We start from the raw sequence: 23,085 nt of genomic DNA on the forward strand, positions 1-23,085 counted from the left end.
GGCACCGACGGGTAGGCCGGCGCAGCGCCTCGTGCTGGCCGGCGGCGGTAGGCGATCCGGCTCGCTTCGGCGAGCTGTGGAGCGTCGGCCGTGGCTATGTCCCGTCGGCGTGCTCTTGGTCGTAGCGGGTCAGCGCGTATTGCACGCTGCTCCTCGTCCACTGCCCGCGGCCGGATGGCGTCGGGATTTGTTCGGCGTTGAGGGCCGCGGCGATCTGGGCCAGCGAGTTGCCGGCGGCGCGGAGCTCCGCCGCTCGCGGTGCGCCATCGGGCAGCGCTGCGGGCGGGCGCCCGAGCCGGACACCGCGGTCGCGGGCAGCAGCCATGCCTTCAGCGACCTCGGGGCGGGGCGGGCGGGGCTCAGTCGGCGGCATCCCCGAAGTGTACAGAAAAAGGTATGAGAAAAGACAGCCAGACCCTGGACTTCTCTATACCATTTATTATACAGTTGTAGTGAGGCGCCCGGCGGGTGCAGGAACACCAGCCGGGCTGCGGAAACACTCACTGCGAAAGGTGCTTCCAATGACCAACCCTACGCCCTCCGACGCCGGTCAGAACCCCACCGCGGCGCCGCCCATCGACGACCTGATCCGCCTGGTGGCGTGCTACTTCGACCGGGACCTGCTGCAGGCCGCCGGATTCCGGTTCGGCCCCACCCTCAAGGTCGGCGACGTCGCGGCGATCAACGCGCGGGGCCGGTGGCGGGTCGGTGTCATCGTGCGGATCGGTCGGCTCAACGCCGCCGTGGAGTACACCACCGAAGGTGCCATCCGCGACGCGGCCGACCCGCGCAGCTCCTGGACGGAGCCGCTGCGGTCCATCAAGACCGCACGGTTCGCGGACATCGCCGTTCACCCGGGCGTCCAGGCCGTCCCGATCGGCGACCGCGCCGCGGCGACGGACCGGCTGGACAGCTGACCGCTCGTGCTCCGGCTGGCCGCGGATGCGATGAGATCCTCCGCGGCCAGCCGGCCCCAATCCCGCATGCCGTCTCGGAGGAACCCATGGCGAACGAAGCAGACCCGGCGACCGGCGACGCACAGCGCCCCAAGCCGACCCGCAGTCACGACGGCCCTCGCGATGCCGCCGCCGTCCTCCTCGATGCCGCCGCCGTCCTCCTCGATGCGGCCATCATCTGCATCCACCGCCGCTACCCCGACGCCGACATGGCCTATGTCGACCATCCGGGCGGCGACGACGGCCCCCGGGACCGCGTCATCCTGTGGGATCTCGCCGGCGCAGGTGGGCGGTTGTGGCCTGACGAGGCCGGCGAGGTGTTCCAGGGTGACGACGAGCCTGGGGAGCGCCTGTGGCTCGGCGACCGTGACGGCGACCCGTACGCGGAACTTGCGGAGATCAACCGGCTGCTGACCGCGGTGTTCCGCAAGTGCGGCAGTGACCTGTTCGAGCCCGGCGAGCTGGGCGGCGGCTGGTACCTGCCCCTCGCCCACGGCTAGGCCCGCCACCCCGGGAGGCGCCGCCACGCGGCGCCTCCACCATCCCCGGTTCTGCAGCGTGAAAGGTGTCCGACCCATGTCCGAAACCGCCACCCACGGACCCGAACGTCACGACGGGCGGTCCGCCACGGCGTACGACCACAACGGCAACTGCGTCGGCTGTAGCACCCACCACAGCGCCCAGTGCCGCCCGACGTGCCCGTTCCAGACCGGTGTCTTCACCGAATCGACCATCTTGCGGGCGACAGTGCGGCAGCTGCAGTACCACCGCGTCACCGACCGTCGGGCGCGGGCGAGCGTCGTACGCGAGCTGGGCTTTGTCGAGTGGACCGGCCGCCGCGACCGGCGTCGGACTGGCTACCACCTTCGATCCGCCATGGTCGCCGCCGCGGTCGAGCTCGTCGGCGAAGTGCACGCACCGTCGCTGGTCGAGAGGGCACGCGAGTTCCTCACCGACTTCCTCGTCGTGGAGTGGGGCGCGGCACCCCAGCCGATGCGTGCCCTGGTCGTCTACCTGCACGGGATGACCGCCGACCCGCAGGACATCGGCCGCTCGCTGTACGCCGCAGCCGCCCGCCTCGACTGCGAGGACTTCACCGCCGAGACCTTCGGCGACATCGCCAGCTGAACGCCGCTACACCCCGGCGCATCGCACCTGAAGCCGCACTCAGCCAGCACCTCCTCCGACACCGCGTCAGCTCCAGCCGCCCGACGGATCTGAGCGGACGCGAGCCAACCTCTCGACCATGACAGGGAGTCCACCATGACCAGCACCGACGTCTACGGGCTGCGGCCCGGGGACCGCATCACCGTCAGCCCCGGCGCGGCCACGAGCGGCCACACGCACCGCGCCCTCACGGCCGGGTTCGCCCTCGACATCACCGCGGCCCGGCCCGACCACCACGGCGCGATCGAGGTCTACGGCGTCGAGCTGACCACCCGCGGCGCCTGGCGCCGGGGCGTCCCGATCCGGTCGGTGATCCTCTCGCCCGGCGCGTACAGCATCCCGATCCGCGTCGGCGACAGCGTCGCCGCGGCGGGCACCAGCGACGGGGCGACGGTGGCCGCCGTGCACGTGCGCGCCGACGGCACGGCGATGGCGGACCTGCTGTTCCCCGAGGGCGACACCCGGTGCGGGTACAACCTCGTGGACCTGCAGCACCGCTCCCGAGCCGCGCAGGAACCCACCCGCCAACGATGCCTGCGCGCGCACGCCCCGCAGGTGTACTGCCAGCGCTGCCAGGACGCCGACGAGGCCGCCACCATGCAGTGCGACGCGGAGGGATGCTCGGACACGGCCGTCAACGCCCTGCTCACCCGCCGCGGACACGTCCTCGGTGCCTGCGCCGCGCACACCGAGCAGGTCCACCGCATCCTCCAGGACCACGCGGCCACCGCGATCGCGCTGCACGCCGGCACCCGCGAGTGCTACGCCGACGGCACCCAGGTGGCGATCTGCCGGCACTGCGGCCACCAGATCTACGCCTACCCGGCCCTGGCCGCTGCCCGCCGTCCGTGGCGCGGCCACCAGTGGGACGAGACCGGACGCTGCGGCGTGGCGGAAGACCGGACCCGGATCCGCACCCGGCACGCCCCGGCCGAGACCTGCGCCGAGCTGGACGTCGCGCTCGCCGGTGCCAGCTGCGGCCCGACCGCCGAGCAGCACAGCGAGCTGGACTGCCCCACCCGGAACCTCCGGTAACCGTCTCGCCGAACGGCCGGCCCGCCACCCCGGACCGGCCCAGAGCCCTGGGAGCGCCCCACCGTGACCGCCAGTCACCCCGAACCGGTCCAGCCCACCGTGCTGGCCGAGGAACGACTCCCGCACCCGAACCCGCACCGGTGCGCGGCCTGCCCGAACCGGGCGACGCTGCGGCTCACCCTGCCCGGCGGGCAGCACGTCACGGTGCGCCGGCCGCACGCCGCCGCCTACCGCAACGCCCCCGTCAACCGTCACGGCGCCGTCACGCCCGGCCGGCAGCCCAGCACCGCGCTCGCGGCGCCGACCGAGACGTGCATGGGCGTGCCGCTGCCGACCGGGCCGGGCACCGTGGCGCCCGGCCAGCGCGTCCGGTGCCTGCCCGGCTCGCTCCCGGCCCGCGACGGCGGCCAAGGCGGCGGCATCCTGCGCGCGATCGGGCCCAAAACCTCCCTGGTCGACGTCAACGGCGGCCGACCCCGGCGGATCGCCAACGCACTGCTGCACCCCGAGGCCGGGCCGGACGTCGCGGGCTGGCGACACAGCCGGGGCTACCGCACCACCGTCCCCGACGGCCGCACCTGGCTGCCGAGCTGGGCGTGGCTGGGCTGGACCGTCGCCGAGCACCAGCAGTACACGGCCGGCCAGCGCCGCCTCCCCGAACCGGCGCCCGCACCGCAACGCCTGATCATCGTCGTCTGCGGCGCCCGCAAAGCCGACCGCATCGAAGCCCCGGCCGGTGAGCTCTACGTCGGCAGCTACCACCGGGCGGCGCGCCGCGCTGCCGATGCGATCCGCAGGCCGGGCGACCGGGTTGTGATCCTGTCCGCCTGGTACGGCCTGGTCGAGTTGTCCGACCTGCTGCTGCGCTACGACGCCCGGCTCGGCCAGCGGCACACCATCAGCCGTGACGGGCTGCGAGAGCAGGCCGAACAGCTCGGCCTGCTCGACGTCCGCGACGTCGTCATCCTCGCCCCGGCGCCCTACGCACGCCTCGCCCGGTACGTGTGGCCGCATGCGAACTGTCCACTGGACGGCACCCGCGGCATCGGCGACCAACTGCGCCGCCTCGCAGCGCTCACGGCCGGGACAACCAAGATTGCGCCCGCTCCCCGAGCCAGCGCCGCGCCGACCGGGACGCGTCTGCGGGTGCCGGGCGAGCGGCACGTCATCGCCACCCTTGGTGGCCAGGTCCACCTCGACCTCGCCCGTCTCGCGCCGCCAGCCCCGCCGACTCCCGCCTGCCCTGCACGACGGCGGCCGACCGGCTGGCTGACCACCCAGCAGCCGCTCACCTGCCCGCGGTGCACGGTGATCCAGGCTCGTCGCCGCGAGCTCCGCCGGTGGTGCGCGATGGTCGAACGGCTCGGCCGCACCTTCACGTCCGGCCACGCCGACAGCGTCCACCGGCGCCGTCTCTCCCGGGGCCCAGCGACCGGACCGGGAACGCGGCGGACCGGACGGCAACCCGCCGCAACCCGCGGCCAGGGTCTTTCGGGCCGCCCGCGTCGCGCTGTCCTGCCGTCTGCAAGAAGCGATCCGTCGGTGCCGGCGGGTCCGCGGCCACCCGCCGGACGAGCTCCACCAGCCGGTACCGCCGAGGACCGGCGCCGCCGCCACCACCGGAGCCTCAGGTGGCCGCACGCGACCATCTCGGGCGCCACCAGGGCAGACGTGCCGGACCGTAGCGGGTCCGCTAATGGGTCCGCTAACGGTTCGCCGGCAGCATCACCGTGCACCACCAGGCCCGCAGCACGGCCGGCAGTGACGGCGGCGCTACGGCCACCCGAAGCAGCGCCTGCGCACCGCAGCGGGAACCCAGCACATCCCGATCCGGGCACCACACCGAACCGGAAGGACCACGTCGTGACCACCCTGACCAGCCGCCCAGCCGACGCCGAGCCGAGTGACGCGCGACCGGCCGCGACGCCGACCCGGGCGGAGGGCCCCGACGCCCGGACGTTGCGCCAGATCAGCCGGGCCGAACAGGACCGCCTCAGCGCTGACGCCGAGGTCGAGCGCCGCGCTCGCGCGGCACAGCTGGACCTGCAGCTGCAGGACGCCCGCCGCGCGGCGGCTCGCCGGGAGCGCGATGCCACCGAACGCGACCGCCGGGAGCGGCGCAAGCGCCGCCAAACCCACCGGGCCGCCCGTTGGGCGCGGATGGCCAACACCGTGCCCAAGGTCGCGGAATGGGCGCTGTTTGTCCTGCCGATCGTGTTCCCGATGGCGGTGGCCTGGGTCGGGCAGATCCGCTTCGCGATGGACGTCATGCACTGGCCGCTGCCGGCCGCGATCGTCTTCGCCGCCGGGTTCGAGCTGTCCACCGCCTACGTGGCCCGCCTCGACTGGCGCGCCCGCGCGGCCGGCGACTCCTCGGTGCTGTTCCGCGCGGCCACCTGGTGCTTCGCCGCGGGAGCTGCGGTGATGAACTACTGGCACGCCGCCGGCCCGAACTTCGCCCCCACCGGCGAGGCCGTCTCCTACGGGCTGATGTCGCTCACCGGCGTCATCCTCTGGGAGCTCCTGTCAACCTATCGGCACCGCACCCAACTGCGCGCCGAAGGCAAACTGCCGCTCGCCCGGCCGCGCTTCGGTCTCGCCCGCTGGATGTACATGCGCCCGATCACGCGGATCGCCTGGCTGCTGACAGTCCGCGACGGGTACACCACCACCGATCTGGCCTGGGGCGCCGCGGTCGACGCGATCGAGCGGTACGGCTCGGCCAAGCTGGCCCGCAAGGCGATCCGCCGCGGAGGTCCCGCGTCGCGCCCAGCTCCAGCCGGACCCGACGGCGGACGGGAGCCTGCCGACAGTTCGCCCCCGAGCGACACCCGCGCAACGGCGCAGGATCCGCACGACAACGTCGCGCAAGCCGCCGCGGCGATGCGAGACAGCGCGGCTGAGACGACCGAGACGCCCACGCACGACGAGACGACCGGCAGCCATCAGAACCGAGCCGGCGACGAGACGACCGTCGGCGACGAGACGAGGCCGGCCGACGAGACGACCGTCGGCCACGAGACGAAGCCGGCCGACGAGACGACCGTCGGCCACGAGACGAAGCCGGCCGACGAGACGACCGTCGGCCACGAGACGAAAACGAACGACGAGACCTCCGTCGAACGCGAGACGGACGCGGGAGACGCGACGTCGGCCAGCCGTACGACGAACGACCGAGACACGGCGGACAAGCCTCGCAGTTCCACGGCTCGCCGTGGGACACGGAGCCGCAGCAGCGGTCAGCGCAGCGGCGCACCTCGACCCGGCAGTACGGCCAGCGCACCTGCTCGGCGGGGAGCGTCCCACGGGTCCGTTCGGGCGCAGATGCTCGCCTATGCCCAGGACCGGATCGCGCAGGGGCAGCCCGTGACCGGCAAGGACCTCGACGTCGCCTTCAACACCAACAATTACGGCTCCCGAATCCTGCGCGAACTCGCCCGCACCCGAGACAACGTCGCGTAGACGTGACCCCTGGGGCGCCCAGTCATTCGCGCTGGTGAGTCTCGGGTCGGTACCGTGCTTTCCGGGATCTCCGGCCTGCAAGGCGCAGCACGACGCGCGCTCAACGCCATCTGCGTCGCCCAAGGTGTCCTTCGCGACGAGGAACTCCTGCGGTTCCCGCCCGGGTTCGGCGCGGCGGTGATCGCCCTGCCTGCCAGCAACGAACGGCAACACATCGCGACTATCCGCACCGCCCTCAACTCGAAGCCGCCCTCCGCAGCGGCACTACGTCAACAGCAAGGACGGCGTGCTGGAGGAGACGGCGCTCATCGTCAGCCAGTACCCTGACCAGAACCTCCCGCGGCCGGCGGGCGTCCCACCTACAGGCTGATCGCACTGGGCCGCACCCCCGTCGACCTGCTCCGCAGCGCCGCCGGCACCTGAACCTAGGCAGAGGATGGAGTCGACCATGACGAACCAACCGTCAGCGAACCGGCCGCCCCGGCGTGGTCGACACTGGGTTGTCGCCGCGGTGGGCATGCCGCTCGCGCTGCTTTTGCTGGGTGCCTCCCTCCTTGCCAACAGGGGCTGGCACGGGTGCGTTACCCGGGCGGGCGCACAGGCGGCCTGTAGCTCGTCGCTCTGGACGGCGCTGGCCACGCTCGGGTTCTGGGTGGCGGTCGTCGGCTCCCTCATCGCCGGGCTGGTCGCGGGCCTCGTGGACGGGCGGACGCGACGACGGTTCGCCCACGGCAGATGGGTCAGCATGACCGTGGTCGGATTGTCCGCGCCGTGGGCGCTCGCGGCCTACGCAGCGGGTCACGGGCTGGGCCGGCTGCTGGCCCCCCGCCACCCCCGGCCGCTCGGACAGTCACGCGGCAGCATTGGCAACGGTGGATGGCAGCAGGCCGTCCAGCTCTACCAGACGCTGGCAGCCGGGCACCAACCGCCAACGGTCTACGCGCCGGACCTGCCCGGTGCCGGCACCGTGTACATGGATGTCCCGTTTCGGTTCGCGCGGTGGTTCGCCGCCGAGGTCACCTACGAGCCTGGCAACATGGTCGCGGTCGGATCGCCCGGCTTCGTGGCGGGTGCAGCCGTGGGCCGGCTGATCGGCACGAGCATCGGCTACGCGCGAGCGGCGAGCCTGTCACGACGGCAATGGCGCGGCCATGACCTCGCCCGCGTGGTGGTCGACCCGAACGCCACCTGGTGTCAGGTTCGCGGCCGATGGCTGCGGTACGACCACACCGCGGTCGCCGGGTACCAGATGGTCGCAGACCAGTCCTGCGTCCTCACGTTCGAGACGATCGACCCGCTGCGGCTGTCCGGCCCATCCGCCTGGTGCCACGCGGTGCTGTTCGCGTACTTGCGGTATGGCACTGCCTGGCAGACGGCGCCGTTTCTGCTCCCAGTTCGCGAGGCGGCTCGGCAGGTCACCCCGCTGCCGAGGTAGGCATCGCCTGTGCGGCCTCCCTCGTGTGGAAGACAGCCCGTTCGCGGTTGACGACTTAGCCAGTCCCGCGAGCCCGCTGGAGCCGGAGAGATTTCTGGTGCTGGCTCGCGATCGTGCGCTGCGGGACACGCGGGGTTGACCGAGCCGCTAGCCGTCACGGCTCGGGGCGTTACGGGGCACTGTGGCATCCACTCCCGCCGAGCACGCTCGGAACCACATCGAGCGGTGCCGGCCAGCAGCCGGCGGCAGGAGGAGCGACCATCATGACCGTCACGACAACGCAGCATCCCGGTGAGGTGTGGACGATCAACGCCGTGCGCAAGCTGCCCGCCACCGTGGACATCGAAACGGCCGGCGCGGTGCTCGGCATCGGCCGGTCCAAGGCGTACGAGCTGGCGAAAGCCGAGGAGTTCCCGGTCCGGGTGCTGCGCATCGGCCGCCGGTATCTCGTCCCGACTAGCCTGCTGCTGAAGCTGCTCGGCGTGGACGACGACGCCGACCGAAGCCGTCAGCCTGCGGCGGCGTGACGGCGCCCGCCGACTTGCGCGTGATGGCACGGCCCAGATGAGTTGCTGCGCCCGGATGGAGATGTCTCCATCCGGGCAATGCGTTGGCCGCCGTTCGCAGCAGACGGCGGTGCGGTGCGGCAAGCGTATGCAGTGTCCGGGCCGATCGCCGCGGCGGCAGGTCACCGACGCACGGTCGCGCTGGCCGGTCCGGGCGGAAGGGCGAGACGTGCACCGGATTGCCGGGTGGTGGCAGACCCGAACGATTCGAAGCCCGGCCCGGCACAACGGTCATCATGCCGCCGGCGGTGAGGCGCCGCAGACCGGTGTGCTTGCGCGGCGGCCGGTCATGGTGGAGGTGGTGGTAGCGCCGCCGCCGATCCACCCGGCAACGTCCGTTTGCGACCGTGACGCTATGTACATCGCTTCCCGGTTCTCTCGCGTTCTGACAGGCACTGCCGGTGAGGCGCTCCCCGCACCGCCTCCGTTGCGCGGCTTCCACCGTCGATCGGCTCGGCACGGGCAGATGTATCCGGTGCGACCCCGGATCGCCAGATGACCCGGCCGGTTCCCAATCGGAACCACGATGCCGGACTGGAAGCGCACCGCGCTGCAGTCGCCCATCTGCACGCATGTGCGGACGCGATGTTCGCCGAAGAAGAAGATGCCGCCGTCGATGCCGGTTCACCCGCTGTTGGCCCGTACTGCGGGTGCACCGACTGCGACGTGCGGGAAACCTTGGCCGCAGCCTGGCCGATCCTACTCGTCGATGCGGCCAGGATCGTTGATGTTGCCGGCCATGGCTCAGCTGCGGAACTGCTGCGGACTGAGGCTTTGCGGTTCAACGCGGTCCTCGCCACCCCTCCCAGCCCGTCATACACCCGAAACGCCGCTGCTTCGCCCGACGAGCAGCCGTAATCGCGCGCCGTCACCAACGTCGCCGGGTCTGAGGCGGTCGCTACATCGCTCTGCCGGGTGCGATCGGAGTCGGTGCGGCCGGCAGCGCCAAGCGGGTTTCCGCCCGACTGGTGCCAGGGTGCGGCTTACGATCGGCCTGGTCGGTGACAGCTTGGCTTTGTCGAGCGAGCCGGGCCGCGGTCATGACCTCGTGCAGTTGAGCTGGGTCGGGGCGGATGGCCACGGCGACGGCCTGCGGGCCGGCGAGCTGGCGGAGCCCAGCCAGAGTCACATCTGGGCGGCGCGGCTCGATCGCGGTGCGCAGCTGCTCGATGCCGATGGCGGTGACGCGGCGCCCGGCGAGCAGGATGCTGGTGGGTGGCAGGTCGAGTCGGTTGATGCCGATTGTGCCGCCGCGGACCGTTGCGGTGAGCAGCTGGTCGCCGGTGCGCGGGCTCCGATGGTCGGGCTGGGGCGGTGCGGGTGAGTTCGACGCCGTTGCCGACCGCTGCGAAGCCGGGATGTTGCCGTGCCGGGCGCCGACTGTGTGGTCGATGGTCACAGCCGCGAACCACCTGCGGATCTGGGCAGCGTCGGTGACCGCCCTGGCGTGTGGTGCGCTGGCGGTGGCGTAGGCGCGGGCGTCGCCGGCCCAGGCCACGGTGAACTGCCGGGAGCCCGGCTTCGGCCGGTCGCCATCGAATGAGCAGAGCACGACGATGCTGGCATTGCCCTGCCGGGCACCGGGTTCGGCGAAGGCAGCGTTGACGGCGACCCGGGCGATCTCGACGGCCTTGTGGGCGCCGACGAGGATCGCGGCGCGCCCGGCGACCTCCGCGGCCAGGCGGGCAGCGTCACGGTCGGCGGGGTCCGCGCCGACCCCTTCGCTGAGGACCCAGGCGGTGTGACCAGTCGTCGGGTCGTGCTGGACCCACGTCGCAGCGGCAGCATCGGCAGGGCAGGCCCGTGCGTATCCGTGCCCGACGATGCTGGGGTCGGGGAACCCGCGGGTGCCCAACGCGACGGCATCCCGCCCCGGCGGGTCCGGCACGCCAACCAGGACGGCGTCGTCGTCCTGCGGCGGGTAGATGGCCTCCAGCACCGTCAACGGCTCGACCTGCAACCGCAGGGCCAGCTCCACCGAGAGCCGAGCGGCGACGTCGGGATTGTCCTGGGCAACGTCGCCGAGGAACGGCGCTACTGCCCGCACCGCGTTGAGGCGGATCAGCAGTGACTCCGACGCAGGGTCGCGACCGATCCGCGCGAGCTCGTCCAGCCGGGTGTCGAGCCGGGCCAGGTGCGGCCTCAGACGGTGCTCCAGGACGACGTCGACCAGCGGCCGGCGCAGGTGGTCGAAGGTGCCGACCGCGGTGGCTGGGCTGTCGGCGACGAGCGACGCAGGGTCGGCGAGGCCCTTGAGCTCGATCGCGTCGACGGGTCCCGGCCAGTCCCGCAACAGCTGGTAGGAGTTGTCGATGGCGGCTTGGCCGGCGTCGTCGGCGTCGAAGGCCACCACGATCGGGGTTCCCGGCGGCAGGGCTGCGGCCAGGAGCGCGACCTGTTCGGTGGTCAGGGCGGTGCCGCAGGGCGCGACGGCGTAGTACGGGTCCGGGTAGAGGGTGTCGGGCAGGCTGTTGCGGACCCGGTCCACGGCCAGGACATCGGCCGGGCCTTCCACGAGCATCACCGCCGCGGGTTGGGCGGTGCCGTCGAACTGCTCGGCGAGCCCGTAGAGCAGGTCGCTCTTGTGGTAGATGGGCGTGGTGATGGTGTTGCGGTATTTGGGGGTGCCGGCGCGGCCGGACAGGTCTCGTCCGGTGAACGCCACGACGTCCCCGTCGGCGTTGCGGATCGGGAACATCACCCGGTCGCGGAACACGTCGATGCGGTTGCCGTTGCGGGCGGTGGTGATCAGCCCGGCCTTGAGCAGTTCGTCGTCGGTGAAGCCCTTGCGGCGGAGGTGGTCGCGGAGGACCGTCCAGCCGTGGGGCGCGTAGCCGATGGTCCATGGCGGGTCCGCTGCGCTTGCCGGGATGATGCCGCGGCTGCGCAGGTAGGCCAGAGCGCGCGGCTCATCGGGCAGGTGGCTGCAGTAGAACTCGTTGGCGGCCCGGTGCGCGGCGATGAGCCGGTCGGCGTCAAGCGGGTGGGCGGCGGTCACGGTTGCCTCGTCGGACCGCGGAACTGCGGCACGGACGGCTTCACCGTGCGCCGGGCGGCGCCTGGGCCGCCCTCATCGTCGTCGGAAGTCTGCGCCTCCAGGAACCGTGACGCGGCCTCTGGGGGTTGGGATGCGGCCGGCGGTGTGGAGGTCGGTGGCCGCAGCACCGGTGGGGGCGGCGCGGCCGGCAGCTGCACCCCGTCCTGGGCAAGGTCGGCGATCAACCGTTCGCGTTCAGCTGCGTCGCTGATCTGCGTGATCGCCTTCGCGGTCGCCAACTGCAGGGCGGGCGCGTCCGGCTGGCGGAACCACGGGTTGAGGCGCAGCAACGCGGGCCTGGCCCCGGAGGCGAGCAGGATGGCGGTGCCGCGCTTGATCGCGCGGACGTCCTCCGGTCCCATGATCCGCTGCCGGCGGACGCTGACCTGCCGGGACACGCTGCCGGTGCCGTCGCGGGTGAGCGACATGGTGGCCACGTCGTGTTCGCCGATGAGCGAGGACACGTCGGCGGCGAACCGCGGGTCGTCGCCGCCGGCGCCGATGAGCTTGACGGTGGCGGCGCCCCACAGGGTGCCCATGCCCTTGTCGCCCCAGACGGTGCTGCCCTGCTGGTAGGTCTGCAGGATGGTGACGAGCACGATGGAGCGGCTGCCGTAGTGGCTGTAGAGCAGCGGCAGATCCGCCAGGGGGCAGATGTTGGCGGCCTCGTCGAGCATGGCCAGCATCGGCGGGTCGAGCCGGCCGCCGCGGGCCTCGGCCCGGCGCACGCCGTGCCGCATGACCTGGTCGGTCAACGCGGCGACGAGGGGCCCGGACGAACCGGCGCCGTCCTTGGATAGCAGGAACAGCGTGTCGGTGCTGACCGGGAAGGCATCCGGGTCGAAGCGCTCGAGTTCGGTGTCGGTGGGTTCGTTGACCCAGGCCATGATCCGCGGGTCCTGCAGACACCGTGCCGCGGTGCGGGCGGTCTCGTAGATGCCGTCCCGGGTTTCGGGTGCCCCGTGCTGCCGGCCCCGCAGGGCCCGCGCAACCTCGGGATAGCCGTGGGCGAACAGGATCCCGACCGGCTGGTCGTCGCTGGCGTCGGCGAGCCACGCCTGCACGTCGCTGATCGAGCCGCCGCTGACCCCGGCGGCGAGGAAGAACGAGGTGAGCAGATCCTCGGCGGCCAGCAGCCAGAAGTCCTCGCCGCGGTCGCGGCGCAGCGGCTGCACGAAGTGGCTGGCCACCCGGGCGGCATCCTCCACGGAGGTCACCGCCGTCAGCGGGTCCCACCACCAGCGCTGCCCGATCCGCGTGATGCCCTGCGGATCGAACACCCACACCCGGCCGACCCGGGCTCGGGCGGCGCTGGTGGTGGCCCACAGGTCCGCCTTGTTGGAGGTGGCGAGGACGGCGCCGGGCGCGTCGAGGATGAGCGGGACCGCGAGGGCGGTCGTCTTCTGGGCCCGCGGGCCCATGATGGCCAGGATGCCCTCCTCCCACGACGCCCGCAGTTGCGGACCGAACCGGCCGCGCGGTCGCTGCATGGTGCCCAGCGCCAACCCCGTCTGCGCGGCGGGCAGCTCGCTGGCCGGCGTGCCGGCCAGGCTCGGCCGCAGCTGCAGGGCCCGTGCGGCGACGCCCGCGGGGGTAAGGTCGGCGACCTCGTGCGGGCGCGCCAGCGAGGGCAGCGGGTCGTCAGCCGCGGTGCGGTGCCGTTCCCACCACACCCACCCGGCGATCACCGGTCCCAGGACTCCGGTCAGGAACAGCCCGAACACCACGCCGACCACCAGGTGGTTGACGTCGGGGTACAGCACGCTCCACCGGCCATGCGCGACGCCGGCGACGAACTGCGAGCCGTAGCCCGGTCCGGGGCGTCCGCCGGTCACCGCCGCGGTCACGGCGCCGGCGGCCCAGGCCAGCCACGTCACCGCGATGGCACCCCATACGGCGCCGAGGATGACGAACGGCGTCAACGGCATGGTGCCCGCGCTGGCGCGGGGCTGCACCGGCTGCTGCGACAGGCTCATCGCCCACCACCCCGAACGGACAGCCGCCGGTCGCGACGGTGCCGGCCGCCCGGGCGCACCGGCCGCCGCTGCACAACGGCGAGGACCACCAGCAGCGCTACGGCAGCGCCGCCGTCAACCGGTGACGGCGGTGTCGAGACGAGGCCGCACCCGACGGTCACCGCCAGCGTGCCGGCGACGACGCGCGCCGGGAGCCGCCGCACCACCTGCCGGGCCGGCCGCGCGACCCGGGCAACGCATCCACGAACCGGAAGCCGCGTCATGTGAAACACGCCCCGTTGTCGCAGGCCCCGTCGTCGCCGTCGGCCTCGAAGCCGGGCAGCAGGTCCTGCGCCACGGCGAGGGTCCGCAGGGGCCGATTCCGGGCGGTCAACCAGACCGGGTCTTTCCCGAGCCGGACGCGCCGCTCGTTGAGCAGATCCTCCAGCTGGCAGGACCGCTCGAACAGGTCGGGCCGGTCCCGGCGCAGCTCAGCCCAGTACATCCGGCGGTGCAGCGGGCAGAACCAGCAGGCGCTCTTGCCGGGCACCGGCAGCCCGGCTGCGGTGATGATCCGTTCGCAGTCGACCCGTCGCAGCGGCGGCTGGTGCTCCAGGAGCGGATACACCGGCTGCTCGTACGGCATCGCTCGGCGATTGTTGACCCGATGAATCTCATCGAGACTGATCCCGATCCCGACCCGAGCGGGTGTCGCCGGTGCGGCACCATGCGCCTTCAGCCACCGACCCAAGATCTTGATCTTGAAGTCGCTCGTGCACGAGCGCGTTCCCGGCGCTCCGCTGGACATCCGGACCGGGATGGGCAGGGACCGTGACTGGGGCCGGGTCAGCCGGCCGTACAGGGTTTCGGTGGACCCGTCCCGGCGGATGCGGTGCAGCTCGTGCAGGGCGATGCCGTGCGCGGCGGCGTAGGGCTTGGCGTAGCGCTCCAGGTAGCGCAACGTCGCCGGGTCCTCGGAGTCGGCGCCGACGTTGGCGAACAGGAACACCGGGTAGTCGATGCGGCCGGACGCGGCCAGCACCAACAGGGCGGTCGACTGGACACCCCCGCCGTACGCGACGGCCCGCAGCTGACTCGTCGGCGTGCTCATGCGGCCCCGCCCCGCACGGCCCGGTCGGTGTCGTACAACCGAGCCTCGTCACCGACCAGCCGCATCGCGACCGGCAAACCGGGCCGCTCACCAGTCTTGATCAAATATTTGCCGCGTCCGGGGTGGACGCTGCCCGGGAACAGCGCTTCCGGCGCTGCCCACGAACTGACCATGTCCCGTTCCGGCCCGGATAGCCGGGTGACGCGGCTGATCCGGTCCAGTTCCCGGCCCGGTAGCGCGCCGAGGATCTTGATGGCGGCCCGCTCGAAAAAGCCTCTCGCCTTCGCGCGGTCCTCCTCGGTGGGCAGGGCCTCCAGGTCGTCGAGACTGTGGGTGATCATGAGGCTGGCCATGCCGCGCTGCCGGTTGAGTCGGGTCAGTGCGTCGGCGTGGTCGACGAGGCCGGGTGCCCCGCGTAGTGCCCGCCACAGCTCGTCCATGATGCCGATGAACTGCCGTGGCGGCGCCAGTCCCTGTTCGGCGAGGACGGCGGCGGCGTCGACCGTGCCGAAGGCGTAGCTCCAGGTGCACAGCATCGCCGCGGCGACGAGCTGGTCGCCGGCCGCCGAGACGTGGGAGATGTCCACCGACACGGCGGGCGCGTCGAGGTCGATCGGGGTGGTGGTCGCTTGGTCGAACACGCCGCGCAGCGACCCTTCGCAGAGCAGGGCGAGGGTGGGGACGAGCTCGTCGACGCGCCGACGGTAGTCGGCGTTGGTGCCGGCGCGGGCGGCGGTGCGGATCTCGTCCGGGCCTTCTTCGAGGAGGGCGAGGACGTCGGGGACGGTGGGTTCGCGGTCGAGCCGGTCGGTGAGGATGTCCACGGCCCGGCCGAGGATGATTTCCTCGGGGTTGGTGACCCGCCCGGCGCGGACGAGGGTGCACAGGGCCAGCAGCAGCGACAGCCGGCGCCCGCGGATTTCGAGGCGGAGCCGCAGCGCGTCCGGGCCGCTCATCCGGGCCAGGGCGGCGCCGAGCGGTCCGGCGTCCAGGGGGTTGATCCGGTCCATGCCGCGGCCGACGGTGATGACCTGGCCGCCGAGCTCGCGGATCAGGGGTGTGTAGTCGGGTTTGGTGTCGCCGAGGACCAGGCCGTGCACGCCGTAGCCGACCATCCCGGTGAGCAGCCGTTTGGCCAGGCTGGACTTGCCGATGCCGGGCTGGCCGAGCTGGAACATGCCGGGGTTGGTGACCAGGCCGGTGGTCAGCCACTGCAGGGGGTCGAGGCAGACGACCTCGCCCCACAGCATGTGCCGGCCGATCGGCACCCCGAGCATCGGGGAGCCGGACCCGGCGACGAACGGGTACAGACCGCAGAACTGCACGGTTGTGGCCTGGTATTCCATGCCTGGTGCGAGGTGGCTGGCCCGGCCGGCGCCGGGGTTGCGCCATCCCCACGACGGCGCGATCGGCTCGGTGCTCAGCCGCGGGTCACGGTCCTGTGTGGACTGTCGCTGCATGATGGACTCCTGTCCGCGCGTCGTTAGCGGGGCCACTGGGTGGCCAGTTGGGGAGGGCAGATGCCGCACGGCAGGGTGACGGCGAACCCGGCGGCCTGGCTGGCGCGCAGCCGCCGGAGCCGGATCTTCGCCACCTCGGCGCGGCTTTCCGCGTCGGCGACCGCGCGGCCGAGGTCGTCCTCGTCGGTCACGGTGACCGTGACGAACATCGACATGAGCCCCACACCCGCGCCGGACGCTTCTTCGCGGGCGGCGCGCAGCGCCCTCTCTTTGTCGGCCCGGTCGCGGGCGTTCTCGTCGCGTTTCTGCGCCGCCCGCAACGCGTCACGGAAGCTGGCCGCGTTGACCTCGCGTTCGACGATGCGGGAGGCGTCGGCGGCGGACGCGGGGCGGTAGAGCAGCGTGACGCGCTTGGGGTGCCCGCCCGGGGCCAGGAGCCGGCTCAGGACGTCGGCGTGGACGTTGGCCCGGGGGGCCTCGTGCCAGGCCCAGGACACCGACCAGCCGGAGTCGTGCTGGTAGCGGTCGTAGAACTCGGTCGCGGCGATCGGCCCGGCGGTGTCCCAATCCAGGAAACGCCGCAACCCGTTGCCGTTGCCGTTGCCGAGCGCGTTGGCGACGTCGCCGCGAGCGGCCGGGTCGTAGGCGGCCCGGACCACGCCGAGCAGGTCCGATGCGGTGGCACGGCCAAGCACGGTCAGCCCGCAAGAGCCCAGCGCGTCGGTCAGGCCGGGCAGCGCCCGGCTGACCTCGGCGAGTGACTCGTCAAGGTTCCGCGGCCGGGTCGGGGACAGCGCCGGGTCGAAGGTAATGCTGACCCGGGTCTCCACGTCCGCGGCGGCGGCCGGGGACACCTCGACCAGCTGTGCGAGGACCCGGCGGGCCGCGGCCGGGGCGTGCGGCGCGACCCGCCCAGCAACGTAGTGCGCGAGCCGTGATCCGGAGGCCGGGGCGGTGTCGACGGTGACCGCGATCCACCGCACCGTCGGCAGGTAGCCGAGCCCAGCCAACCAGGAGCCCCAGGACGCCACCCAACGCTCAGCCTGACCCGGGTCGACCAGCCAGGTGGAGGTGGCGGCAACGCGCAACGTGACGGTCATGGTGCCGAGCCGGCGGTGCCACACGACGCCGTACTCGCCGGCCGGATCCTCCACCGAGAGCAGGGTGGTCGGGGCAAGGACACCCGGCAGCTGCCAGCCGTGCGGGTGCGCCGCGGTCACCCCGGACCGGTAGACGGTGTACCCGCGGGCGGAGCCCCAGCCCCACCGGATGCGCTGCAGCAGCCCGTGCAGCAACGGCACACCATCCCAGCGCAGCACGGTCCCACCGATGAGCAGCAGCGCGGGCCCGGCGACGATCACACCGACGGTCCGGTCCACCGAGATCGCGATGATGAGGACGGTGAGCGCGATGACGACCGCGAGCGTCTGGGCCGATCCCAGGCCCATCAGCCCGATCCCGCGACTTCGACGCCAGCCGCCGTACGTTCGTACCGGACGTTCCGGTGCGGTCATGATGCTCACGTCTCCTTCGTCGGGTCGTCGAGGGCATTGGCCGCTGCCCGAGCGGCAGCTGCGGCGGTCTGGGTGGCGGTGCTGACCACTTCGGTGGCGCCCGCCACGGCCAGCCCGGCCGGTCCGGCTGCGGCAGCAGCACCCGTCGCCGCACCGGTGGCAGCACCGGTCGTTGCCGCGCTACTCGTGGCACCGGCCGCTGCCGCCGTGGGAGCGGCTGCCGTGGTGGATGCCGCGGCACCCGGCGCCTCCCCGGCCGAGGTGATGTTGGCGACCTTCCCGCCGCCGGCTTCACCGACGAACGCCGGCGGTTTGAGCCCCCCGCCCGGACCTGGTGCACCGCCCGAACCGGGACCAGGTCCGGATGTCGGACCGGGGCCGGGACTGGGTGGGTTACGGTCGTCGGGACCGCGGCCCGGACCGGACGGACCAGACCCCGGGTCGGCGCCGCTGGGGCCGCCGGGCGGGTCGAACGCATCGGCGAGGTAGCGGGCGTGCATGCCGGCGTCGAAGCCACCCAGCACCGACGAGGCGGCGTGCATGCCGGCCGCTCCGGCCGTGGCGAACATGCCGAACCCGCCGTTGCTGCTCTGCAGCGAGCCGATCGTCCAGTTGAAGAACTTCATCAGCGCGGGCAGCGCGACCAAGGCGATGACCATCATGGCCAGGCCCACGAACAGGATCCGCGGATCCGTCGAGTCGTTCTCACCGGTGACGTAGATCGCGGTGGCGTACACCATCGACGCCATGGGTTTGTAGAAGATCAGCGCGAGCTGCCAGGCCAGCAGCTTGTTCTTCCAGCCGTTGGTGACGTTGGTGAAACTGCCTGCCGCGGCCAGTGGTGTGAGCGCGGCAAGGACGATGACCGAGCCGTCGCGAAACAGCATCAGCAGCGCCTGGGTGAACGAGGCCAGCAACGCGACGGTGGCGGCCAGAATCACCACGACTTCGGGAAAGCCGCCGCCGGAAGCGGGGACAGCGATGGCGCCGAGCCGTTTGCCGAGGCTGGGGTTGCCGACCGACTGCAGCGCAGCATCCAGCACGGCGTTGCTGAACTGGTCGCATCCGGTCACCAGCAGCTGGGTGCCGAAGATCCCGACGGCCGCCCACAACGCCGTGTTCCACAGTCCCCGCAGCACGTTCACCAGCGGGGCCGGTTTGCGGCTCAGCACCATCACGATGGCCTGCCACAGGATGCCGCCGACGGCGACCGCCGCGGTGATCGGCATGATGAGCGCCCGCAGATGCGTGACCGCGTCGATGGGCGTCGACGAGGCGGTGATGTGCTGCGGGTCGGCGTAGAGGCCAAGCGACGGCACCTTCACCCACCAGGTGGCGCAGATGTCGATGCCCCACAACGCCGCGGTGATCATCATCTGTTCGAGGCGGCCGAAGAAGGTGTCGGCGACCGCCGTCGCGACGGCGTTGGCCATGCAGTTGGTGTCCCACGGGGCGCACACGGGCGATCAGCCCCCCGCCGGGAAGCCGGTGTATCCGGCGGTGCCCTGCACCAGGACCGCCACGGTGGTCCAGTCGCCGCCGCTGGGCGCCTGCAGCGCCCAGTCGCCGCCGACCCACCGCATCTGGACGGTGAGCGCGACCCGCGTTGGGCCGGACTGGCTCGGCCCGTCGATGAGCAACCCGACCTCGACACCGTCGGCCGTGGCGGCCCCGATCCGGAAACCGGTGACGGTCGAGTACAGCTGACCGGCCGGCTCGCCGGGCGCGGCACCGAACTGCGCCCGCAGCTGCTGGTACTCCTCATCCACGGCCGCGAGCAGCCGGTTGGCGTCCGGGCCGACGACCTGTTCACGGCAGGTGGGCTCGAACACCGCCGGGCCGGCCTGCGGCGACAGCCGCACGGTGATGTGGGCGGCGGCAAAGACCGCGCCCATCGGCGTGTGGGTGAAGCCACGGGCACGCCCGCCGCTGGTGTCCCGTGGCCCGTCCGCGCCGGCGGGCAGGTGCGCTCCGGCGACGGTGACCCACTGCAGGGCCGCCGGTGACGTCGGCCCCGGTTGTGGCTCTGCGGGAGTGGTGGTGTCGGCGGTGGTCGATGGTGGCGCGGGCGCCGGGTTGCCCCGGCGCCCTACCGTCGCGACGAGCACGCCGGCGACGGTGACCACGATCAGCGCAACGGCCGCCACCGCGGCGACCAGGGCGCGGGTGCGCCGTCTGGCTGCCAGGGTGATGTCGTCGGTCATCGCCTACAGCACCGCCCCGACGATCGTGGCGGCGACCGCGCCGAGCGTCAGACCGCCCAGCACCCACGGGATGCCGGTGGCGCCGTCGACCGCGGTGGAGCTGCGGTTGCGACGGCCCATGATCATCATTCCGGCGCAGATGAACATGCCGAGAATGCCGGCCACGATCAGCGCCCACTTGGCCCAGCCGAGGAGCTTCGTCACCAGCACCCCGAGTCCGGGGATCGGCTGCGAGGTGGGGTCCAGGTCGACCGCCGGGCCGCCGGTGGGGTCGGGGGCGGCCAGCACGTTCAACGCGACGTCTGCCAGATGTGTGAGCACGCGTGCTCCTTCGTCCAGGTGACCCACCTCGGTGGTGGGCCGTGACCTGGACGATCAGCCGACGGTGTGGACGAAAGCGTTGACGCACAGGGTGATGCGGGCGCTACGGGCGCTACGGGTAGCGCCACCACCCACCGTTGACGGGTTCGGTGGAGCAGTCACCGACGTCGAGGAGCTGCCATGCCCGTCACATCACGATCGCCGATCCGAATGCCGCACCGGCGTGTAGCGGACCGGGGCCCTACTGGCACCGGAGGTGGGTCCGCCACGGGGCATGGTTGGGCCCGCGCGGGCCGCGGCGGCGAGCGCCGCGACCGGGCACCCGGCAGCATGCGGGGTGCCGGACAGTGAGTGCGCAGGAGCAACCGGCCGGGACCGCAACGCGGTGGGTGGTCATCGCCGGCCTGATCGTCCTGCTCGTTCTCGGCGGCTGCTGCTGCGGCGGGTTCGTGCTGGCGGCCTCGGCCGGCTCAACCCAGGCCGCCGCCCAGACGGATGACGGCGGCGGCAACCAGCTGCGGCCCGACGCGCCGGTGCCGGCGCAGTACCTCGGGTATGTGCGGGCGGCCGGAGCGCTGTGCCCGCCGATCGGACCCGCGGACATCGCCGCCCAGCTCGACCTGGAGTCGAGCTGGAACCCCAACGCCTCCACCGACAGCGGCGAGGTACCGGCGAAAGGCATCGCCCAGTTCACCGACGCCACCTGGCAGACGTGGGGCTACGACTACAACCACAACGGCACCAGCTCGCCGTACGACCCGGGTGACGCGATCCTCGCCCAAGGCCACCTCATGTGCGACCTGGTCGCCTGGGCCGAAACCAACGTCGCCAACGGTCGCCTCGTCGGTGACCCGATCGACCTGGCATGGGCCGCCTACTTCGCCGGCCGAAGCGGCATCCTCGCCGCTGGCGGCGTGCCCGACTCCGGCCTGGCGCACGACTATCCGCAGCAGATCCGCAGCCGCCTGCCGAAATACGCCGTCGACACCGGCGGCGACGGACTGCCCGGCGACGGTGGCGGCATCCCGCCCGGCTACACCCTGCCGTCCGACGCGCAGCAAGCCGCCGCCGTGTCCTTCGCGCTCGCCCAGCTCGGCAAACCCTATGTGTTCGGTGCTGAAGGACCGGACAGCTACGACTGCTCCGGTCTGATGATGCAGGCGTGGGCGCATGCGGGCGTGCGCATCCCCCGCGTGACCAGCGACCAGGTACACACCGGGGTCGCCGTGGCCGGGCTTGACGTCATGCAGCCCGGCGACCTGATCCTCATCCCCGGATCCAACGGCTCGATGCAGCGGCCTGGACACGTGGGCATGTACATCGGCCGCGGCGGCGACGACCGCCAGTACCTGGTCCAGGCACCACACACCGGCGACGTCGTCAAGATCACACCGGTTGCGAACTTCAAGCCGGTCGCGGCAATCCGCCGTCCGCTTACCCACTGACGACGACGACGCTCCGGCGGGCGCGCCTGCGGGCCGCGACCTCGTGTCCACCGTCCAGAAAGGACGCAACCATGGTATCACCGGGTCACTCCCCGCAACCGTCTGCGGCCGACGCTGAGCTGCCCGCGGACCTGGTCCGCGTTGCTCGGGAGAGCTGGTTCAGCGCCCGCGCGAGCGTGGCCGACGTCGTGGTGGCGGAAACGATATGGGACCGCGCCTATTGCTCGTTCTACCGCGCGGCGTACGTCGACACCGCTCAGCGGATCGGTGAAGCCGCGAAGCAAGCCAGGGCCGACGGCAGGGGTTGGGCGCTCACCTCCCCGATCAAGCGGGCGGCCAGCGAGGTGATCGGTCGTGCCGATCGGGTGCTCGCCGCCGTGCCTGAGTTCGATGAATATGCGCTGCACTATGCCAGCGAGGTCACTCCTGCCTCGCTTGAGCCGTGGCGAGCGCTGGCCGAGACCGTGTGGAACACGGCCCGGGTCGAGGCGACGATCGCTGGGGCGTACGCAGCGGGCCTGGACATCTCCACGGACCAGTCGGTACGCACAGGTCGCACCGTCGCACAGATCCACGGTATCCAGCTTGACGGCCAACCGGCCGAGCCATGGTTCCACGCGGTGCTGCTGACGGCGAACCGGGCTGTGATCGCGCCCGGCGGCGTCCCGGTCACCGCCGCAGGGCTGGCCCGGCAGAGCGAGGCCCCCGGGGCAGCGACCAATGCGCCGGACGCACCGGTCGGTCGTCCGGATCGGGCTCAGTACGGCCCACGCGATCCGGCTGCCGCGAAGCCTGTAACGCGCCGTTGAACCGCGGCCACCGCCACCGCCCGGCGATGCCCGTCGCCCGAGCAGTGGCCGGTCGGCCACCGCGTCGCCACGACAGACCCCACCCCGCGGCGCCCCCCGATCGGCGCTCATCCGTAGCAGAATAGGAGGACAGCAGATGGCTCGGCGTCGCCGTGAACCAAGCCCTGACCAGCTTGCGTTCGATTTCACCTTCGGTCTGCCTGGCACACACGCGCCGCAGCCGGAACTGGAACCCGCACGCGAGGCACCGGACCATGAAGCACCGGCAGATGCGCCATCTGCCGGCGAGCCGCGAGCAGACGAGGGAGCACAGCGTGAACCGGTACGGTCAGCAGGCGAAGGATCACTGGCAGCGGACGATGCCGGCCCGCGTCCGGGATCTGGACGACCCGGAGCAGTTCTTCACGACGATGGGCGAGGAGCTGGAGGCGGCGATCGAGGAACTGGCCCGGACGCTGGCCGGACCGACGCCGACCGGCGAGCCATACCTGACCCGGGTGCAGCGGCTGAATACGGCCCGGTTCGAGGCCGAGGGCCAGGTGCTGCGCGGGATGCTGCTGACCGTCGGGTAGCTCCGCCAGCCCACCCGGCCGCCGACGGCACAGCCG

At 72.3% G+C, this 23,085-nt stretch carries 20 protein-coding genes; 11 read left to right on the plus strand and 9 right to left on the minus strand.

Going from position 1 to position 23,085, the window contains the following annotated elements; all coding sequences use genetic code 11:
* Positions 1-94 precede the first annotated feature (94 nt).
* Entirely contained in the window at positions 95-373 is a 279-nt protein-coding gene (locus AB0M46_RS00285) for a recombinase family protein (protein WP_363331971.1), read from the minus strand.
* A 148-nt stretch (positions 374-521) separates the two neighbouring features.
* On the opposite strand from AB0M46_RS00285, the gene AB0M46_RS00290 reads away from it, so the two are divergent.
* The 8 genes from AB0M46_RS00290 (at position 522) to AB0M46_RS00325 (ending at position 9,479) form a co-directional block, all read left to right on the plus strand.
* The gene (locus tag AB0M46_RS00290; RefSeq protein WP_363331972.1) at positions 522-917 is read left to right on the plus strand and encodes a hypothetical protein; all 396 of its coding nucleotides are present in this window, start codon (positions 522-524) and stop codon (positions 915-917) included.
* A gap of 86 nt (positions 918-1,003) precedes the next feature.
* Complete coding sequence (locus AB0M46_RS00295) at positions 1,004-1,456, plus strand: hypothetical protein (protein WP_363331973.1); 453 nt, start codon at positions 1,004-1,006, stop codon at positions 1,454-1,456.
* A 76-nt stretch (positions 1,457-1,532) separates the two neighbouring features.
* A complete protein-coding gene (locus AB0M46_RS00300; RefSeq protein ID WP_363331974.1) occupies positions 1,533-2,084 on the plus strand; it encodes a hypothetical protein in 552 nt (183 codons plus the stop codon).
* 135 nt (positions 2,085-2,219) lie between these two features.
* Complete coding sequence (locus tag AB0M46_RS00305) at positions 2,220-3,158, plus strand: hypothetical protein (protein ID WP_363331975.1); 939 nt, start codon at positions 2,220-2,222, stop codon at positions 3,156-3,158.
* Between the two features lie 63 nt (positions 3,159-3,221).
* Positions 3,222-6,620, plus strand: a complete 3,399-nt coding sequence (locus AB0M46_RS00310) for a DUF6884 domain-containing protein (RefSeq protein ID WP_363331976.1) — start codon at positions 3,222-3,224, stop codon at positions 6,618-6,620.
* Positions 6,621-7,272: 652 nt separating this feature from the next.
* Positions 7,273-8,055, plus strand: a complete 783-nt coding sequence (locus AB0M46_RS00315; RefSeq protein ID WP_363331977.1) for a hypothetical protein — start codon at positions 7,273-7,275, stop codon at positions 8,053-8,055.
* A 263-nt stretch (positions 8,056-8,318) separates the two neighbouring features.
* Positions 8,319-8,582, plus strand: coding sequence for a DNA-binding protein (locus tag AB0M46_RS00320; protein ID WP_363331978.1), 264 nt, complete (start codon positions 8,319-8,321; stop codon positions 8,580-8,582).
* A 534-nt stretch (positions 8,583-9,116) separates the two neighbouring features.
* Positions 9,117-9,479, plus strand: coding sequence for a hypothetical protein (locus AB0M46_RS00325; protein ID WP_363331979.1), 363 nt, complete (start codon positions 9,117-9,119; stop codon positions 9,477-9,479).
* 40 nt (positions 9,480-9,519) lie between these two features.
* Here the strand turns inward: AB0M46_RS00325 and AB0M46_RS00330 are convergent, their stop codons facing one another.
* The 8 genes from AB0M46_RS00330 to AB0M46_RS00365 form a co-directional block, all read right to left on the minus strand.
* A complete protein-coding gene (locus tag AB0M46_RS00330) occupies positions 9,520-11,619 on the minus strand; it encodes a toprim domain-containing protein (protein WP_363331980.1) in 2,100 nt (699 codons plus the stop codon).
* Positions 11,616-13,634: a TraM recognition domain-containing protein gene (locus tag AB0M46_RS00335; protein ID WP_363331981.1), complete on the minus strand. Its 2,019-nt coding sequence runs from the start codon at positions 13,632-13,634 to the stop codon at positions 11,616-11,618. The genes AB0M46_RS00330 and AB0M46_RS00335 overlap by 4 nt, the downstream gene beginning before the upstream one ends.
* A gap of 259 nt (positions 13,635-13,893) precedes the next feature.
* Positions 13,894-14,724, minus strand: a complete 831-nt coding sequence (locus AB0M46_RS00340) for a phosphoadenosine phosphosulfate reductase (protein WP_363331982.1) — start codon at positions 14,722-14,724, stop codon at positions 13,894-13,896.
* Positions 14,721-16,184, minus strand: a complete 1,464-nt coding sequence (locus AB0M46_RS00345; protein ID WP_363331983.1) for a hypothetical protein — start codon at positions 16,182-16,184, stop codon at positions 14,721-14,723. Before AB0M46_RS00345 ends, AB0M46_RS00340 begins: the two co-directional genes overlap by 4 nt.
* A gap of 23 nt (positions 16,185-16,207) precedes the next feature.
* Complete coding sequence (locus tag AB0M46_RS00350; RefSeq protein ID WP_363331984.1) at positions 16,208-17,698, minus strand: SCO6880 family protein; 1,491 nt, start codon at positions 17,696-17,698, stop codon at positions 16,208-16,210.
* Positions 17,699-17,703: 5 nt separating this feature from the next.
* Positions 17,704-19,131, minus strand: coding sequence for a hypothetical protein (locus AB0M46_RS00355; protein ID WP_363331985.1), 1,428 nt, complete (start codon positions 19,129-19,131; stop codon positions 17,704-17,706).
* A 33-nt stretch (positions 19,132-19,164) separates the two neighbouring features.
* A complete protein-coding gene (locus tag AB0M46_RS00360; protein WP_363331986.1) occupies positions 19,165-19,902 on the minus strand; it encodes a hypothetical protein in 738 nt (245 codons plus the stop codon).
* A gap of 3 nt (positions 19,903-19,905) precedes the next feature.
* Positions 19,906-20,223, minus strand: a complete 318-nt coding sequence (locus AB0M46_RS00365; protein ID WP_363331987.1) for a hypothetical protein — start codon at positions 20,221-20,223, stop codon at positions 19,906-19,908.
* Positions 20,224-20,570: 347 nt separating this feature from the next.
* Between AB0M46_RS00365 and AB0M46_RS00370 the strand changes: the two genes are divergently transcribed.
* The 3 genes from AB0M46_RS00370 to AB0M46_RS00380 all read left to right on the plus strand — a co-directional run bounded on the left by AB0M46_RS00370 (position 20,571) and on the right by AB0M46_RS00380 (position 23,049).
* Positions 20,571-21,668, plus strand: a complete 1,098-nt coding sequence (locus AB0M46_RS00370) for a bifunctional lytic transglycosylase/C40 family peptidase (RefSeq protein ID WP_363331989.1) — start codon at positions 20,571-20,573, stop codon at positions 21,666-21,668.
* Positions 21,669-21,844: 176 nt separating this feature from the next.
* Positions 21,845-22,477, plus strand: coding sequence for a hypothetical protein (locus AB0M46_RS00375; RefSeq protein WP_363331990.1), 633 nt, complete (start codon positions 21,845-21,847; stop codon positions 22,475-22,477).
* A gap of 314 nt (positions 22,478-22,791) precedes the next feature.
* A complete protein-coding gene (locus AB0M46_RS00380; protein WP_363331991.1) occupies positions 22,792-23,049 on the plus strand; it encodes a hypothetical protein in 258 nt (85 codons plus the stop codon).
* Positions 23,050-23,085 lie beyond the last annotated feature (36 nt).

Source organism: Dactylosporangium sp. NPDC051485, assembly GCF_040682015.1.
Taxonomy (GTDB): Bacteria; Actinomycetota; Actinomycetes; order Mycobacteriales; family Micromonosporaceae; genus Dactylosporangium.